The sequence below is a fragment of the Geodermatophilus sp. SYSU D00779 genome, from assembly GCF_054050595.1.
Window position 1 is genome coordinate 183795 of record NZ_JBJGZQ010000006.1, and the last position, 14131, is coordinate 197925.

15 protein-coding genes are annotated in these 14131 nt (G+C 75.5%); 4 read left to right on the plus strand and 11 right to left on the minus strand.

Annotated features, from left to right (window positions below):
- Nucleotides 1-63 precede the first annotated feature (63 nt).
- Together ACI79G_RS06900 and ACI79G_RS06905 are read left to right on the plus strand one after the other, a co-directional pair.
- Entirely contained in the window at nt 64-1470 is a 1407-nt protein-coding gene (locus tag ACI79G_RS06900) for an AI-2E family transporter (protein WP_456880392.1), read from the plus strand.
- Nucleotides 1471-1667: 197 nt separating this feature from the next.
- Nucleotides 1668-2465 (plus strand): alpha/beta fold hydrolase, encoded by a 798-nt coding sequence (locus tag ACI79G_RS06905; protein ID WP_456880393.1) that lies wholly within the window; start codon nt 1668-1670, stop codon nt 2463-2465.
- 85 nt (nt 2466-2550) lie between these two features.
- Here ACI79G_RS06905 and purD read toward each other — a convergent pair whose 3' ends face one another.
- Both purD and rsgA read right to left on the minus strand, forming a co-directional pair.
- Nucleotides 2551-3831 carry a phosphoribosylamine--glycine ligase gene (gene purD / locus ACI79G_RS06910; RefSeq protein WP_456880394.1) on the minus strand — a complete coding sequence of 427 codons (1281 nt, stop codon included), beginning with the start codon at nt 3829-3831 and terminating at the stop codon, nt 2551-2553.
- A 25-nt stretch (nt 3832-3856) separates the two neighbouring features.
- Complete coding sequence (gene rsgA / locus ACI79G_RS06915) at nt 3857-4879, minus strand: ribosome small subunit-dependent GTPase A (RefSeq protein WP_456880395.1); 1023 nt, start codon at nt 4877-4879, stop codon at nt 3857-3859.
- Nucleotides 4880-4983: 104 nt separating this feature from the next.
- Here rsgA and ACI79G_RS06920 point away from each other — a divergent pair, with 104 nt between their 5' ends.
- Nucleotides 4984-6054 carry a glycerophosphodiester phosphodiesterase family protein gene (locus tag ACI79G_RS06920; RefSeq protein ID WP_456880396.1) on the plus strand — a complete coding sequence of 357 codons (1071 nt, stop codon included), beginning with the start codon at nt 4984-4986 and terminating at the stop codon, nt 6052-6054.
- Nucleotides 6055-6091: 37 nt separating this feature from the next.
- Here the strand turns inward: ACI79G_RS06920 and ACI79G_RS06925 are convergent, their stop codons facing one another.
- Nucleotides 6092-7381 (minus strand): adenylosuccinate synthase, encoded by a 1290-nt coding sequence (locus ACI79G_RS06925; protein WP_456880397.1) that lies wholly within the window; start codon nt 7379-7381, stop codon nt 6092-6094.
- Nucleotides 7382-7447: 66 nt separating this feature from the next.
- Between ACI79G_RS06925 and ACI79G_RS06930 the strand changes: the two genes are divergently transcribed.
- Entirely contained in the window at nt 7448-8065 is a 618-nt protein-coding gene (locus ACI79G_RS06930; RefSeq protein ID WP_456880398.1) for a hypothetical protein, read from the plus strand.
- Here the strand turns inward: ACI79G_RS06930 and ACI79G_RS06935 are convergent, their stop codons facing one another.
- From ACI79G_RS06935 to ACI79G_RS06970, 8 genes are all read right to left on the minus strand, one after another.
- Entirely contained in the window at nt 8066-8215 is a 150-nt protein-coding gene (locus ACI79G_RS06935; RefSeq protein ID WP_456880399.1) for a GPGG-motif small membrane protein, read from the minus strand. It lies immediately after the preceding gene.
- A 106-nt stretch (nt 8216-8321) separates the two neighbouring features.
- Nucleotides 8322-8906 (minus strand): hypothetical protein, encoded by a 585-nt coding sequence (locus tag ACI79G_RS06940; RefSeq protein ID WP_456880400.1) that lies wholly within the window; start codon nt 8904-8906, stop codon nt 8322-8324.
- A gap of 115 nt (nt 8907-9021) precedes the next feature.
- Nucleotides 9022-9444: a DUF3151 domain-containing protein gene (locus tag ACI79G_RS06945; protein ID WP_456880401.1), complete on the minus strand. Its 423-nt coding sequence runs from the start codon at nt 9442-9444 to the stop codon at nt 9022-9024.
- A complete protein-coding gene (gene fbaA, locus ACI79G_RS06950) occupies nt 9444-10478 on the minus strand; it encodes a class II fructose-bisphosphate aldolase (protein WP_456880402.1) in 1035 nt (344 codons plus the stop codon). The genes ACI79G_RS06945 and fbaA overlap by 1 nt, the downstream gene beginning before the upstream one ends.
- A 78-nt stretch (nt 10479-10556) precedes the next feature.
- Nucleotides 10557-11168: a pentapeptide repeat-containing protein gene (locus tag ACI79G_RS06955; RefSeq protein ID WP_456880403.1), complete on the minus strand. Its 612-nt coding sequence runs from the start codon at nt 11166-11168 to the stop codon at nt 10557-10559.
- A complete protein-coding gene (locus ACI79G_RS06960; RefSeq protein WP_456880404.1) occupies nt 11165-12517 on the minus strand; it encodes an FAD-dependent oxidoreductase in 1353 nt (450 codons plus the stop codon). The genes ACI79G_RS06955 and ACI79G_RS06960 overlap by 4 nt, the downstream gene beginning before the upstream one ends.
- A gap of 4 nt (nt 12518-12521) precedes the next feature.
- Nucleotides 12522-13157, minus strand: coding sequence for an orotate phosphoribosyltransferase (pyrE, locus tag ACI79G_RS06965; RefSeq protein WP_456880405.1), 636 nt, complete (start codon nt 13155-13157; stop codon nt 12522-12524).
- 136 nt (nt 13158-13293) lie between these two features.
- Entirely contained in the window at nt 13294-13953 is a 660-nt protein-coding gene (locus tag ACI79G_RS06970) for a fasciclin domain-containing protein (RefSeq protein ID WP_456880406.1), read from the minus strand.
- Nucleotides 13954-14131 lie beyond the last annotated feature (178 nt).

Here is a 14131-nt window from a genome sequence, read left to right on the forward strand (position 1 = left end):
GCCCCAGTCTCCCGCAGGCGAGATGCTGTCGACGACGGCCCCTCGAGCTCCCCGGAGGAACCGATGCTGCGACGGGGCACCCACCTGCTGGCGCGGGCCCGCGAGCGCATCCGCGCGGCCCGCGAACACGACCCCCACGCCTGGCCGCACCCCTGGTCACACCCCCACCCGGACGACGACGCGTACCTCGACGACGAGACGGCCGACTCCGCCGACGGCACCGACCGGCCGCCCCTCGGCAGCCCCGAGCCCGGCGCGCCCGACCTCGACGGCCCGCTCGGGCCCGGCGGGGTGAGCGGGCCGCCGGCAGGGACGGAACAGCGGCGGGGGCCCGCCGAGCGGCGCCGCCGTCCCGCGCGGGGACCGGGCGCGCCCGAGGAGGAGGTGCCCCGGGCGCTGCGGGTGGCGGCCGCCTGGTCGTGGCGGCTCATCGTCGTCGTCGCCGGGCTCTACATGCTGCTCTGGGCGGCCGCCTACGTCGCCGTGGTCGTCGTCCCCGTGATCGTCGCGCTGCTGCTGGCGGCGCTGCTGCAACCGGGCGCCTCGGCGCTGGTCCGCCGCGGCTGGCCACGGGCGCTGGCCGCGCTCACGATGCTGGTGGTCGGGCTCGGCACCGTGGCGGGCATCGTCACGCTCGTCGTCCAGCAGGTCACCACCGGCTTCGGCGACCTCGCCGACCAGGTCGGTCAGGGTGTCGAGCAGGTGCGCGACCTCCTCGTCCGCACCTTCCCGGTCACCCGGACGCAGCTGGAGAACGCGGTCACCCAGCTGCAGCAGACGCTCGTCGACAACGAGGACGTGCTCGCCTCCGGCGCACTCACCACGGCCGTCACGGTCGGGGAGGTCGCCACCGGCACCCTGCTGGCGCTGTTCACGCTGTTCTTCTTCCTCAAGGACGGCCGCTCGATCTGGCTGTGGCTGGTCGGCCTGTTCCCGCGGGACTCGCGCGCGTACGTCGACGAGGCCGCCCGGCGCTCGTGGCGCACGCTCATCTCCTACGTGCGCGCCACGGCCGCCGTGGCGATGGTCGACGCGGTCGGCATCGGCATCGGGCTGGCGGTCCTGGGTGTCCCGCTGGTCATCCCGCTGGCCGCGCTGGTCTTCCTGGGCGCGTTCATCCCGATCATCGGGTCGTTCCTCGCCGGCACCGTGGCCGTGCTGGTCGCGCTGGTCTCGAAGGGGCCGATCACCGCGCTGATCGCGCTGGCCGTCGTCGTGCTGGTCATGCAGCTGGAGGGGCACGTCCTGCAGCCGCTGCTGCTGGGCCGGGCGGTGCGGGTGCACCCGCTCGCCGTCGTCCTCGCGATCGCCGCGGGGCTGCTGGTCGCCGGCATCTTCGGCGCGCTCATCGCCGTGCCGACCGTGGCCTGCGCGAACGTGGCCGGCACCTACCTGTCGCGGCGCTACGAGGGCCCGCGCCCACCCGAGCCGCGCCGGGAGCGCGCCCGGCCGGCGGTCACCGCCCGGTAGGACCGGTGGCACCGGTCGGCTCCCGCGCCGTGCTCCACCGCTGGGACGCCGGGGCGTCAGCCATCCGCGCCGCAGCGGGACCGCCTGCCGGGAGACGACGGCTTCCCGGGCACCCGCAGGGCGAGGAGACTCCCCGTCACACGTCCGTGGTCTTCTCCTTACCTGTGGTCGGCGGGCCGTTCGGCGGGGTGGCAGCGGTGGACGCGATCGAGGTCAGAGGTCTGCGCATCGCCTACGAGCGGGCCGGGCACGGGCCGCCGCTGGTCCTGGTGCACGGGATCGTCGGCGACGGCCGCGGCACGTGGGGAGCCCAGCTCGACACGCTGTCCGACGAGTTCACGGTGGTGGCCTGGGACGGGCCGGGCGCGGGGCGGTCGGAGGATCCACCGGAACAGTTCCGGTTGCCCGAGTTCGCCGACTGCCTGGCCGGGTTCGTGGCCGCTCTCGGGCTGCGCCGACCGCACATCGCGGGCATCTCGTTCGGCGGGGCAGTGGCCCTGGAGCTCTACCGACGGCACCCGGCCATCCCGCGGACGCTCGTCCTGGCCGGCGCCTACGCGGGGTGGTCCGGCTCGCTAGCGCCCGACGTCGTCACCGAGCGGTTGCGCTCCTGCCTGGACGCGGCGGCGCTGCCACCGGACGAGTTCCTCGCGACCATGCTCCCGAGCATGTTCTCGCCATCCGCGGACCCGGAGCGGGTCGCCGGCTTCGCGGCCACGGTGCGCGAGTTCCACCCCGCCGGGTTCCGCGCGATGGCGCTCGCCTCCGCTGCGTCGGACCTGCGCCCGATGCTCGGTCACGTCTCGATCCCCACGCTGGTGCTGACCGGGGATCTTGACGTCCGCGCCCCGTTGGGCACGGCCGAGGCACTGCATGCCGCCATCCCCGGCTCGGAGTTGGCGGTGCTCGAAGGCGTCGGCCACGTGAGTCCGGTGGAGGCGGCCGAGCGCTTCACGAGCGGTGTCCGCGCGTTCCTGCACGCTGCCGGCGGCTGAACACCCTCGGGACGAGTGCACCGCTGCGACTCCTGGCTGCGACCCGGAGGGGGCACCACACCGTCACCGTGGGAGGGCGCGGCAGTCAGCCGACGGTGGGCAGGGTGATCCGGCCCTCGACCGCGGCCAGCGCGATGTCGGTGCGCCAGTGCGCGTCGGCCAGCCGCACGCCGGCGACCCGCTCGTAGGCCCGCTGGCGGGCCGTGGCGAGGTCCGCGCCGACGGCGGTCACGGCGAGCACCCGCCCACCGGCGGAGCGGACGGTGCCCTCGGCGTCCACGGTGGTGCCCGCGTGCAGCACCCCCTCGGCGTCGGCGCCGGTGATGGGGTCGCCGGTGCGCGGTCGCTCGGGGTAGCCCGGTGCCGCGACGACGACGGTGACCGCGGCCCCGTCGCGCCAGCGCAGCGGCGGGTGGTCGGCGAGCGTCCCGGTGGCGGCCGCGTGCAGCAGACCGCCCAGCGGGGTCTCCAGCAGCGGCAGCACGACCTGGGTCTCCGGGTCGCCGAAGCGGGCGTTGAACTCCACCACCCGCACCCCGCGCGAGGTCAGCGCCAGCCCGGCGTAGAGCAGCCCGGAGAACGGCTCGCCGCGGCGGCGCATCTCGTCGACCGTCGGCTGCAGCACGGTGGCCAGCACCTCGTCGACCAGGCCCGGCGGCGCCCACGGCAGCGGCGCGTAGGCCCCCATCCCGCCGGTGTTGGGCCCGGCGTCGCCGTCGTCGCGGCGCTTGGCGTCCTGGGCGGGCAGCAGCGGCAGCACCGTCGTCCCGTCGGTGACGGCGAACAGCGACACCTCCGGGCCGTCGAGGTACTCCTCGACGAGCACCGCGCCGCCGGCCTCGAGCACGCGGTGGCCGTGCGCCACGGCGGCGTCCCGGTCGGTCGTGACGACGACGCCCTTGCCGGCGGCCAGGCCGTCGTCCTTGACGACGTACGGGGCACCTTCCCCACCCGCCCAGGCCTCGTCCAGCGCGGTCTCCAGCTCGGCCGGGCCGCCGACCGGCCAGGACCGGGCGGTCGGGACGCCGGCGGCGGCCATCACGTGCTTGGCGAAGGACTTGCTGCCCTCGATCTGGGCGGCCTGCTGCGACGGGCCGAAGCAGGCGATGCCGGCGTCGCGGACGGCGTCGGCGGCCCCGGCGACCAGCGGCACCTCCGGCCCGATGACGACGAGGTCGGCGCTCCAGCCGGTGGCGAGCGCGGCGACCGCCACCGGGTCGGCGACGTCGACCGCGGCGGGCTCGGCGACCGCCCGGGTGCCGGCGTTCCCGGGCGCGCAGGCCAGCGCGGTCACCGCGGGGTCGGAGGACAGAGCGACGCACAGGGCGTGCTCCCGGGCACCGGAGCCGATCACGAGCACGCGCACGGACGGCGACCCTACCCACGCGGGCTCAGCGGAGCCGGTTCGGCTGCGACCGGTACGACCGGTGCAGCGCCCGGACCCGGGCGTGCTCGGCGGCCCGGGCGCGGGCGTCCGAGCGCAGCGCCTGGCGGTGCGCCTCGGCCTGCAGCTTCCGCCAGGCGGTGTAGCGGGCCGGGTCCAGCCGGCCGTCGTCGATCGCGGCGGCCACGGCGCACCCGGGCTCGGTGCGGTGCGCGCAGTCGCGGAAGCGGCACCGGGCGGCGAGCTCGGTGATGTCGGCGTAGGCGGTGTCGATGCCCTCGTCGTCGACCAGCCCGAGCTCGCGCATCCCCGGGGTGTCGACGAGCAGGCCGCCGCGGGGCAGCAGGTGCAGCTCGCGCGCGGTCGTGGTGTGCCGGCCGCGGCCGTCGGTCTCGCGGATCCCGCGGGTCGCCGCCACCGCCGTCCCGGCCAGCGCGTTGGCCAGGCTGGACTTGCCCACGCCCGACGGGCCGACCATCGCCGCCGTCCGCCCCGGGCCCAGCAGCGCCCGGACGGCGTCCAGCCCCTCCCCCGTCACCGAGCTGACGGCCACGACGTCGACGCCCACGGCGTCCTCCGCGACGGCCAGCAGCGCGCCGGGGACGTCGTCGCACAGGTCGGCCTTGGTGAGGACGACCACCGGCGTCGCGCCGCTGCCCCAGGCGACGGCGAGGTAGCGCTCGACCCGGCGCAGCCGCGGCGCCGTGGTCAGCGCGTCGACGACGAGCACCAGGTCGAGGTTGGCCGCGACGACCTGCTCGGCCGACGTCCGCCCGGCGACGACGCGGGTGAACGCCGTCCGGCGGGGCAGCAGCGCGACGGCGAGCTCGCCGCGCAGCGCCACCCAGTCGCCGACCGCCGGCCCGCTGCCCTCGAGCAGCGCCGCGGCGGGGTGCGCCCGCAGCTCGCCGTCGCCGGTCAGCACGGTCAGCCGGCCGCGGTCGACCCGCGCGACCCGGCCGGGGCGGGTGCCCGGCGGCAGGTCGGCGTCGCGCGCCGGCACCCAGCCCAGGAGTGAGATGTCGGTCACGCCGGCATGGTCCCGCGCAGGTCAGGGCGGTGTCCTCCGAATTGTGGGCGACCAGTCGGCGCGCGTTCGCCGTCTCGACACCTGGCTGGGGTGTTGTAGCCGGCATGCGCGCGATCGCGTCGCCGGCCACGGTCCCGGCGACCCGCCCTGCCCGTCCCGTCATCGTGGGTCACCGCGGAGCCCCGGCGTACCGGCCCGAGCACACCGCGGCCAGCTTCGAGCTCGCCATCGACCTGGGCGCCGACCTCATCGAGCCCGACGTCGTCGTCAGCCGGGACGGCGCGCTCGTCGTCCGGCACGAGAACGAGCTCTCCCACTCCACCGACGTCGCCGACCGCCCCGAGTTCGCCGACCGGCGCACCACCCGCGTCGTCGACGGCCGCGAGCGCACCGGCTGGTTCACCGAGGACTTCACGCTCGCCGAGCTGCGCACGCTGCGCGCCGTCGAGCGGATGCCGGCGCTGCGCCCGCTGAACACCACCTACGACGGGCGGGCCGGGATCCTCACCCTGGCCGAGGTCGTGGCGATCGCCCGCCGCCGGTCGACCGCGTCGCGGCAGGTGCGCGTGCTGGCCGAGCTGAAGAAGCCCAGCTGGTTCGACCACGAGGCGGGCGTCCCGGTTCCCGAGCTCGTCGCCGCCGAGCTGCGCCGCCTCGACGCGGCCCGGCCCGACGGGACCGTGGTGGTGCAGTCCTTCGACGCGGCCGCGCTGCGGCAGCTGCGCGCCGACCTCGGGGACCGGGGGCCGACGATGCTGCAGCTCGTCGACGACGCCGGCACCGACGACCACCTGGTCACCCCGGCGGGCCTGCGCGAGGTCAGCACCTACGCGCAGGGCATCGCCCCGAGCCGGCACCGGATCCTGCTGCGCGACGAGGCCCAGGAGATGACCGGCATCTCGGACCTCATCGCCCAGGCCCACCGCGCCGGGCTGGCCGTCGTGCCGTGGACGCTGCGCCCGGAGAACGCCTTCCTGCCCCGGCACCTGCGCCGCGGCGAGGCCGTGAGCGGCACCGGGGACATGCAGACCGAGGCCCGCCTGCTGCTGGCCCTCGGCGTCGACGGGCTGATCACCGACGCCCCCGAGATCGCGGTCGCAGCGAGGCAGGAGCTGTACACCTCGCGGTCCTCCCGGACCGCACCGCGGTCAGGAGCCGTCCCCCAGCTGCGCTGAGGGGTGCCCCGATGATCGGGTGAGCTGGTCGTCGTCCTCAGCCGATGAGGTCGTGGAGGACGACGTTCTCGTCGCGGCCGGGGCCGACGCCGATCACGCTGATCCGCGCACCGGAGAGCTCCTCGAGCCGGCGCACGTAGGCCTGCGCGTTGGTCGGCAGCTCGTCGAAGGTCCGGCAGTTCCGGATGTCCTCGGACCAGCCCGGCATCTCCTCGTAGACCGGCTTGGCGTGGTGGAAGTCGGTCTGCGTCATCGGCATCTCGTCGTGCCGGACGCCGTCGACCTCGTAGGCCACGCAGATCGGCACCGTCTCCAGCCCGGAGAGGACGTCGAGCTTGGTGAGGAAGTAGTCGGTGATGCCGTTGACCCGGCTGGCGTAGCGGGCCACGACGGCGTCGAACCAGCCGCAGCGGCGGTCGCGGCCGGTGGTGACGCCGACCTCGCCGCCCTGCGTGCGCAGGTAGTCGCCCCACTGGTCGTGCAGCTCGGTGGGGAACGGCCCGGAGCCGACGCGGGTCGTGTAGGCCTTGAGGATGCCGACCACCCGCTCGATGCGGGTGGGGCCGATGCCCGAGCCCGCCGCCGCGCCACCGGCGGTCGGGGACGACGACGTGACGAACGGGTACGTGCCGTGGTCGACGTCGAGCAGGGTGCCCTGCGAGCCCTCCAGCAGCACCCACTCGCCGGCGTCGAGGGCGTTGGCCAGCAGCAGCCGGGTGTCGGCGATGCGGTGCTTGAGCTGCTCGGCGTAGCCGGCGTACTCCTCCACCACCTCGTCGACGTCGATCGCCTTGCGGTTGTAGACCTTGACCAGGACCTGGTTCTTCTCCTGCAGCGTGCCCTCGAGCTTCTGCCGGAGGATCGACAGGTCGAGCAGGTCCTGCACCCGGATGCCGGTGCGGGCGACCTTGTCGCCGTAGGCCGGGCCGATGCCGCGGCCGGTGGTGCCGATCCGGCGCTTGCCCAGGAACCGCTCGGTGACCCGGTCCAGTGCCCGGTGGTGCGGCATGATCAGGTGCGCGTCGGCCGAGATGACCAGCCGCGAGGTGTCCACGCCGCGCTCCTCGAGGCCGGCGAGCTCACCGATGAGCACCTCGGGGTCGATGACGACGCCGTTGCCGATGACCGGCGTGCACCCGGGCGTGAGGATCCCCGACGGGATGAGGTGCAGCGCGTACCTCTCGCCGTCCGGCGTGATCACCGTGTGCCCGGCGTTGTTGCCGCCCTGGTACCGGACGACGTACGGGACCCGCCCCCCGAGCAGGTCGGTGGCCTTGCCCTTGCCCTCGTCGCCCCACTGGGCGCCGATCAGCACGACTGCCGGCATCTCGCTGTGGTCCCCCTCGGACTCGTCACCGGCGGTCGACCGGCTGGCAGGTGGCAGGGTATCGGCATGCCTCTCGTCGAGTTCGACCTGCGCGGTCTCGCGCCCGGCTCGGCGCCGGCGCGCGAGGACGTCGCACCGGCGGCCGAGGCCGGTGCCCTGCTGGTGAGGGGGCCGGTGCCGGCGCTCGCGGCGGTGCTCACGACGCTGTGGAAGGCCGGGCGGACGGCCGACGTCCCCGTCTCCTGGGAGCCCGCCGGCGACGGCGACTCCACCGCCCTCGCCCGTGCGCTCGGCATCGGCACCGGGGTCGCACGGGAGCTCGGCCTGGTGCGTGACGACCACGGCGGCGTGCTGCTGCACCACGGCCGTCTGGAGGCGGCCGGGGACGACCGGCGCCGTCCGCTGGCGCGGCGGCTGGGCGCGCAGGCGCACCACGACGCCGTCAAGATCGCCGACGGGCAGATCACCCGGATCGACGTGCGGCCCGACTGGCGGGCCGTGGACACCCTCGACGTGACCGTCATGACGCTGCCGCTGCGGCCCGGCCGCCGCACCCGCGGACGGGCGGTGCAGATCGCCAGCGACCCGGCCCGGGTCGTGCGGGACGGGGTCCCGTACCGGCGACCGGTCGACCGCTGGACGTGGTACGCCGACGACCGGGTGCGCTGGCGGCTGCAGCCCTGACTACGGGCCGATGACGTTGACCCCACCCGGGCCCACGAGCAGGCCGACGACGATCAGCACGATGCCCCACAGCAACTGCCTGCGGACGATCGCGACGATGCCGGCGACGACGAGGACGACGGCGAGGATCCAGAGAAGCGTGGTGAGCATGCTGCACCTCCGCGAACGGGCGTCCGGACCGGACGCTGGGTACGGAGAGTAAACGGTCTCCGCCCTCCACCGCCTGTTCTGCGTCGTCGTATCACGGAGGGTGACGTCAGGCTGCGGGACGTCCCAGTCGCTCGCGCAGGTCGACGTGCCAGTCCACCTGCACCCGCCGGCCCACGTGGCCGCACGGCCGGACCAGGTCGAAGCGGGTGAGGACGGCTCCGGCGTCGGCCCACAGCAGCGCCAGGTGACCCGGGGTGGACCGTGGCGCGTCGGGGTCGAGGGCGAGCTGCAGCTGGCGGCTCGGGTCCTGGCGGTAGAAGGCGCGCAGGCCGTCGGTGGCCGCGGCGGGCAGCTCGCCGTCGTCGGAACGCCAGACCCGCACCACGTCCGTGGGGGTGCGCAGGATCAGCCCGCTCATCGGCAGGCCCAGGTTGTCGGTGCCGGTGTCGAGGTCCAGCTGGCGGGCCTGCAGCGGGTCGGAGAGCTCGTCGGGGCCGGCGCCCCACGGTCGCAGCCGCTCCATCGCCTCGCGACGGACCAGCTGGTGGTCCAGGTGCCGGTCGGCGGTCGGGTTCCAGCCCTGCCGCGCGTGGATCGCCGCGCTGACCGCGACGCCGGCCGACAGCGCCTCGTGGACGGCGAGGAGCAGCGGACGCAGGCGGCGGGTGACGGCTCCCGGCGAGTGGTCCATGGGAGGAGTGTGCAGGTCGGTGCTCACGGCACCGAGCGACGCATCGCGGGCGCTCCCCGCGGATCGCGGGCGCTACAGCGCCGGCAGTCCGCGAGGAACGCCCGCACAGGGCTGCCTACGGCGCCAGGCTGGGGTCGCAGTCGCGCAGCAGCTGGGTGCAGCGCTCCTGCTCGTCGGTCTCGCCGATCGCCTCCGCGGCCCGGGCCAGCACCGTCACGCAGCGCAGGAAGCCACGGTTGGGCTCGTGCGACCACGGCACCGGGCCGTAGCCCTTCCAGCCGTTGCGGCGCAGCGCGTCGAGGCCGCGGTGGTAGCCGGTACGGGCGTACGCGTAGGCCTCGATGACGTCGGTGAGCACCCGCTCCGGACGGCCGATCGCCTCCTCGGCCAGCGCCGCCCACGCCGCACTCACCGTGGGGTGGTGCGCGGCGACCTCCGCCGGCGGGTTGCCGGCCGCGAGCTCGGCGTCGGCCTCCGGGTTGCCGGGCAGCAGCGTGGCCGGCGGCTCACCGAGGAGGTTGTGGTGCGCGTGCGTCATCAGGCGCTCTGCGACTGGCCGGCCGACAGCAGGTCCTCGCACGCCGCGACGACGCGCGCGGCCATGTTGGTCTCCGCGAGCTTCATGTAGGTGCGCGGGTCGTAGGTCTTCTTGTTGCCGACCTCGCCGTCGACCTTCAGCACACCGTCGTAGTTCTTGAACATGTGGTCGGTGATCGGCCGGGTGAAGGCGTACTGGGTGTCGGTGTCGACGTTCATCTTCACGACGCCGTAGGAGATGGCCTCGCGGATCTCCTCCTGCGCCGAGCCGGAGCCGCCGTGGAAGACCAGGTTGAACGGCTTGGCGCCGTCCCCCAGGTTGAACTCCTTGGCGACGATCGCCTGCCCGCGCTCGAGCACGTCGGGCCGCAGCTTCACGTTCCCGGGCTTGTAGACGCCGTGCACGTTGCCGAAGGTCGCGGCGAGCAGGTAGACCCCGCGCTCGCCGAGGCCGAGCTTCTGCGCGGTGCGCAGGAAGTCGCCGTCGGCGGTGTAGAGCTTCTCGTTGATCTCGGCGACGACGCCGTCCTCCTCGCCGCCGACGATGCCGATCTCCAGCTCGAGGACGATCTCGGCCGCCGCGGCCTTCTCCATCAGCTCCTCGGCGATGTCGAGGTTCTCGGTGAGCTCGATGGCCGAGCCGTCCCACATGTGCGACTGGAACAGCGGCGCCTGACCGGCGTCGACCCGGTCCTTGGACAGGGCGATCAGCGGGCGGACGTAGGCGTCGAGCTTGTCCTTGGGGCAGTGGTCGGTGTGCAGCGCGACGTTGACCGGGTACTTCTCGGCGACGACGTGCGCGAACTCGGCCAGCGCGACGGCGCCGGTGACCATGTCCTTGACCCGGGTGCCCGAGCCGAACTCGGCGCCGCCCGTGGAGAACTGGATGATGCCGTCGCTGCCGGCGTCGGCGAAGCCACGCAGCGCGGCGTTGATCGTCTCCGACGAGGTGCAGTTGATCGCCGGGTAGGCGAAGCCGCCCTCCTTGGCCCGGTTGATCATGTCGGCGTAGACCTCGGGGGTCGCGATGGGCATGCGGGGCACTCCTTGCGTCGGTGGCGGCGCTGGTCCGGCGGCCAGTATCGCGCCCGGCCCGAAGGGTGCGACACCCCGCTACCGGTCGTCCTCCGGTCCGACCAGGAGGCCGAGGGCGGTCACGAGCACCACGGCCTGCCCGCCGTCGACCCGGGCGCCGGTCAGCTCCACCTCCCGCGGGTCCAGCGCGGTCAGGTCGCTGCCGCGCAGGTCGGCGCCGGAGAGGTCGGCACCGGACAGCTGCGCGGCCGAGAGGTCCAGGTCCCGCAGCGTCGCCCCGGCGGCCCGCACGTCCGTGAGGTCGGCCTCGCGCATCCGCGCACCGGTGAACCCCGCCCGCGACAGGTCCGCGCGCCGGAGGACGACGAAGGACCAGTCGCCGCCCTCGACGGTGGCCAGGTCGAACGTGCAGCGGTCGAAGGTGCTGCCGACCAGCTTGCAGTCGGTGAAGACGGCCTGGGCGAACGAGCAGCCGGTGAAGGTGCAGTTCAGGAACGCGGCGTCGGTGTGCCGGCTGAGCGCGAACCGGCAGTCCCGGAAGACGCAGTCGGTGAAGACGGCGCCGTCGTCCGTGGTCTCGGACAGGTCGACCCGGCTGAAGGTGACCCCGGTGTGCCGCTGCCCGGAGAGGTCGTCGCCGTACCAGTCCTCGTCGCGGACGTCGGCCACACCCCCACCTGCGGTGCTCACCCCCGCTCCACCCGGCTGGCCGCCCGCGCGGCGACCACCACGGGGTCGTGGACCGGCGAGAACGGCGGCGCGTAGGAGAGGTCCGAGCCGGCGAACTCCTCGGCGGTCAGCCCCGCCCAGATGGCGGTGGCCAGGACGTCGATCCGCTTGCCGGAGCCCGGCCCGCCGACGACCTGGCCGCCGAGCAGCTGCCCGGAGCCGCTGTCGCTGACCAGCTTGACCGTGATCCCCGCGGCGCCGGGGAAGTAGCCGGCCCGGGTGGTCCCCTCGATCGTCTCGGTGCGGAAGTCGTACCCGGCGGCCTCGGCCTGCCCGCTGCACAGCCCGGTGCGCCCGATCTCCAGGTCGCCCACCCGGGTCAGCGCGGTGCCCAGGACGCCGGCGAAGCGGGCCGCCCGGCCGCCGATCACCGAGCCGGCCACCCGCCCCTGCTTGTTGGCGTGCGTGCCCAGCGCGACGTGCACCGCCTCGCCGGTCAGCCGGTGGAAGGTCTGGCTGCAGTCGCCGGCGGCGTAGACCGCCTCGTGCGAGCGGCTGCGCTGGGTGCGGTCGACCTCGACGGCCCCGGTCTCGCCGATCCGCAGGCCGGCGGCGCGGGCCAGCCCGACCTCGGGGCCCATGCCCAGCCCGAGGACGACGAGGTCGCAGGGGTAGCTGCCGGCGTCGGTGGTGACCGCCCGTGCCGCGCCGTCCGCGCCGGTCTCGATCGCGCGCACCGGCTGGCCGGGCTGCACGTCGATGCCCATGTCGCCCATCGCCTTGCAGATCCGCTCGCCCATGTCCCGGTCCAGCAGCGACATCGGCAGGTCGTCGGCGAGCACGACGGTGACCCCGAGGCCGCGGGCCTGCAGCGCCTCGGCCATCTCCAGGCCGATGTATCCCCCGCCCAGGACGACCGCCCGGCGGGCGCCGGCGGCGACCGCGCCGCGGATGTCGGCGCCGTCGGCCAGCCGGTGCACCCCGTGGACACCGGGCGCGTCCAGGCCGGGGACGTCCGGGCGCAGCGGGCGACCGCCGGTGGCGACCACCAGCCGGTCGAAACCGAGCGTCTCACCGGTGCTGGTGCGGACCGTGCCGGCGTCGAGGTCGAGCTCCTCGGCGCGGGTGCCGGTGCGCACCTCGATGTCGCGGGCGGCGAACTCCCGGGGCGTGCGGGCGATCAGCTCGTCGCGGTCCCCGACGACGTCGCCCACCCAGTAGGGGATGCCGCAGGCCGAGTACGAGACCTCGGGGCCCTGCTCGAGGACGGTGATGGCGAGGTCGGGGGCACCGCGCAGCCGCCGGGCCGCCGCGGCCGCGGACATGCCCGCGGCGTCCCCTCCGACGACGAGCAGACGCGCTGCGCTCATGGGGTCAGGGTGTCACCTGCGGGGAGGCGGGGTCGGCTCCGCCCAGGCCGAGGTCGGCGAGGGTGAACGCGGCCCGGTACTCCAGGCCCGCCGCCTCCACCGCGGCCCGTCCGCCGCGGTCCACGACGACCGCCACCGCGACCGGCTCGGCGCCGGCCTCGCGCAGCGCCTCGACGGCGGTCAGCGGGCTGGACCCGGTGGTGGAGACGTCCTCGACCACGAGGACGGCGCGGCCGGCGACGTCGGGCCCCTCGATCCGCCGCTGCAGCCCGTGCGCCTTGCCGGACTTGCGGACGACGCACGCGTCGAGGAAGCCCTCCCCGGCCGCCGCGGCGTGCAGCATCGCCGTCGCCACCGGGTCGGCGCCCAGGGTGAGCCCGCCGACGACGTCGTAGCGCAGGTCACGGGTGAGCTGGCGCATGACCCGGCCGACCAGCGGGGCGCCCTCGTGGTGCAGCGTCAGCCGGCGCATGTCGATGTACCAGTCGGCCTCCTGCCCGGAGGAGAGCGTCACCCGCCCGTGGACGACGGCGAGGTCGACGACGAGCTCGAGCAGCCGGTCGCGGTCGGGCAGGGCAGCCCCCTCCCCGGGTCCCGCTCCGAGGGACGAGGGGCGGGGAGGGAGGGGGTCCTTTTCCATGCGGCGACCCTAGAAGGACCCCGTCCTCCTCACCGAAGAAGGACCCCGTCCTCCCCGCCCTCCGCACGCTCAGGGCGGGGCCCGGGACGGGGGCCGCGGCGGGCCTCTGACGGGGCCGCGGCGCCCCGCGGCCCCCTCAGGTGGCCGGCGGGGTGAGCACCTGGTCGAGGACGTAGACGGTGGCGTTCAGGGTGGGCAGGTTGCCGCAGATGACCGTCGCGTCGGCGGCGCCCAGCAGGGTCTGGTCGGCGCTGATCGTGAAGACCTCGCCGACCCCGTCGATGGTGACCTGACCGCCGTCGAGGGTGGTGTGCGTGCCCGCCAGCTCGGCCGGCCCCAGCCGGCCGGCGATGACGTGGTGGGTGAGCAGGGAGGTCAGCCGCGGGGTGTCGGCCAGCAGCGGGTCCAGCGTGGCGGGCGGGACGGCGGCGAAGGCCTCGTTGACCGGGGCCAGCACGGTGAGGTCCTGGGTGGCGTCGAGGGACGCGGCGAGCGCGGCCCGGTGCACGGTGGCCGTCGTGGTGGTCAGCCCGGGGACGGTCGACATCGCGGTCGCGGCCGGGGCGGCGGCGAGGGCGGCCGGGCTGCCGGGGCCCTCGGGCGGGAGTCCGGCACAGCCGGGGCCGAAGGGGCCGGTCGGCACGGGCGGGGCGGCCGGCGCCGCGGACGTCGTCGCGGGCGCGCTGCTCGCCGCGGCGACGTCGTCCGCCGGCCCGTCGGAGCCGCAGCCGGCCAGCGGCAACGCCAGCACGGTCGCGGCGGCGAACAGGGCGCGGCGGGTCGGGGTGCGCGTCACGAGGCGGGGCTCCTTCGTCGGGTGCGCCGCCATCATCCCCGGCGCCGCGCGCCACAGCCGGTAACGGCGCGACAGCAGTCCGGTACCGGGGGGGGGGGGGGGGGGGGGGGGGGGGGGGGGGGGGGGGGGGGGGGGGGGGGGCGGGGGGGGGGGGGGCGGGCGCGTGGCGGCTCTCCCC

What these genes read in the sequence shown, in the direction of transcription:
- ACI79G_RS06920 (WP_456880396.1), top strand. Translation starts at nt 4,984, where the DNA reads ATGCGCGCGATCGCGTCGCCGGCCACGGTCCCGGCGACCCGCCCTGCC.
- ACI79G_RS06900 (WP_456880392.1), top strand. Translation starts at nt 64, where the DNA reads ATGCTGCGACGGGGCACCCACCTGCTGGCGCGGGCCCGCGAGCGCATC.
- ACI79G_RS06960 (WP_456880404.1), bottom strand. Translation starts at nt 12,517, where the DNA reads ATGAGCGCAGCGCGTCTGCTCGTCGTCGGAGGGGACGCCGCGGGCATG.
- ACI79G_RS06930 (WP_456880398.1), top strand. Translation starts at nt 7,448, where the DNA reads ATGCCTCTCGTCGAGTTCGACCTGCGCGGTCTCGCGCCCGGCTCGGCG.
- fbaA (WP_456880402.1), bottom strand. Translation starts at nt 10,478, where the DNA reads ATGCCCATCGCGACCCCCGAGGTCTACGCCGACATGATCAACCGGGCC.
- ACI79G_RS06935 (WP_456880399.1), bottom strand. Translation starts at nt 8,215, where the DNA reads ATGCTCACCACGCTTCTCTGGATCCTCGCCGTCGTCCTCGTCGTCGCC.
- ACI79G_RS06940 (WP_456880400.1), bottom strand. Translation starts at nt 8,906, where the DNA reads ATGGACCACTCGCCGGGAGCCGTCACCCGCCGCCTGCGTCCGCTGCTC.
- ACI79G_RS06925 (WP_456880397.1), bottom strand. Translation starts at nt 7,381, where the DNA reads ATGCCGGCAGTCGTGCTGATCGGCGCCCAGTGGGGCGACGAGGGCAAG.
- ACI79G_RS06945 (WP_456880401.1), bottom strand. Translation starts at nt 9,444, where the DNA reads ATGACGCACGCGCACCACAACCTCCTCGGTGAGCCGCCGGCCACGCTG.
- pyrE (WP_456880405.1), bottom strand. Translation starts at nt 13,157, where the DNA reads ATGGAAAAGGACCCCCTCCCTCCCCGCCCCTCGTCCCTCGGAGCGGGA.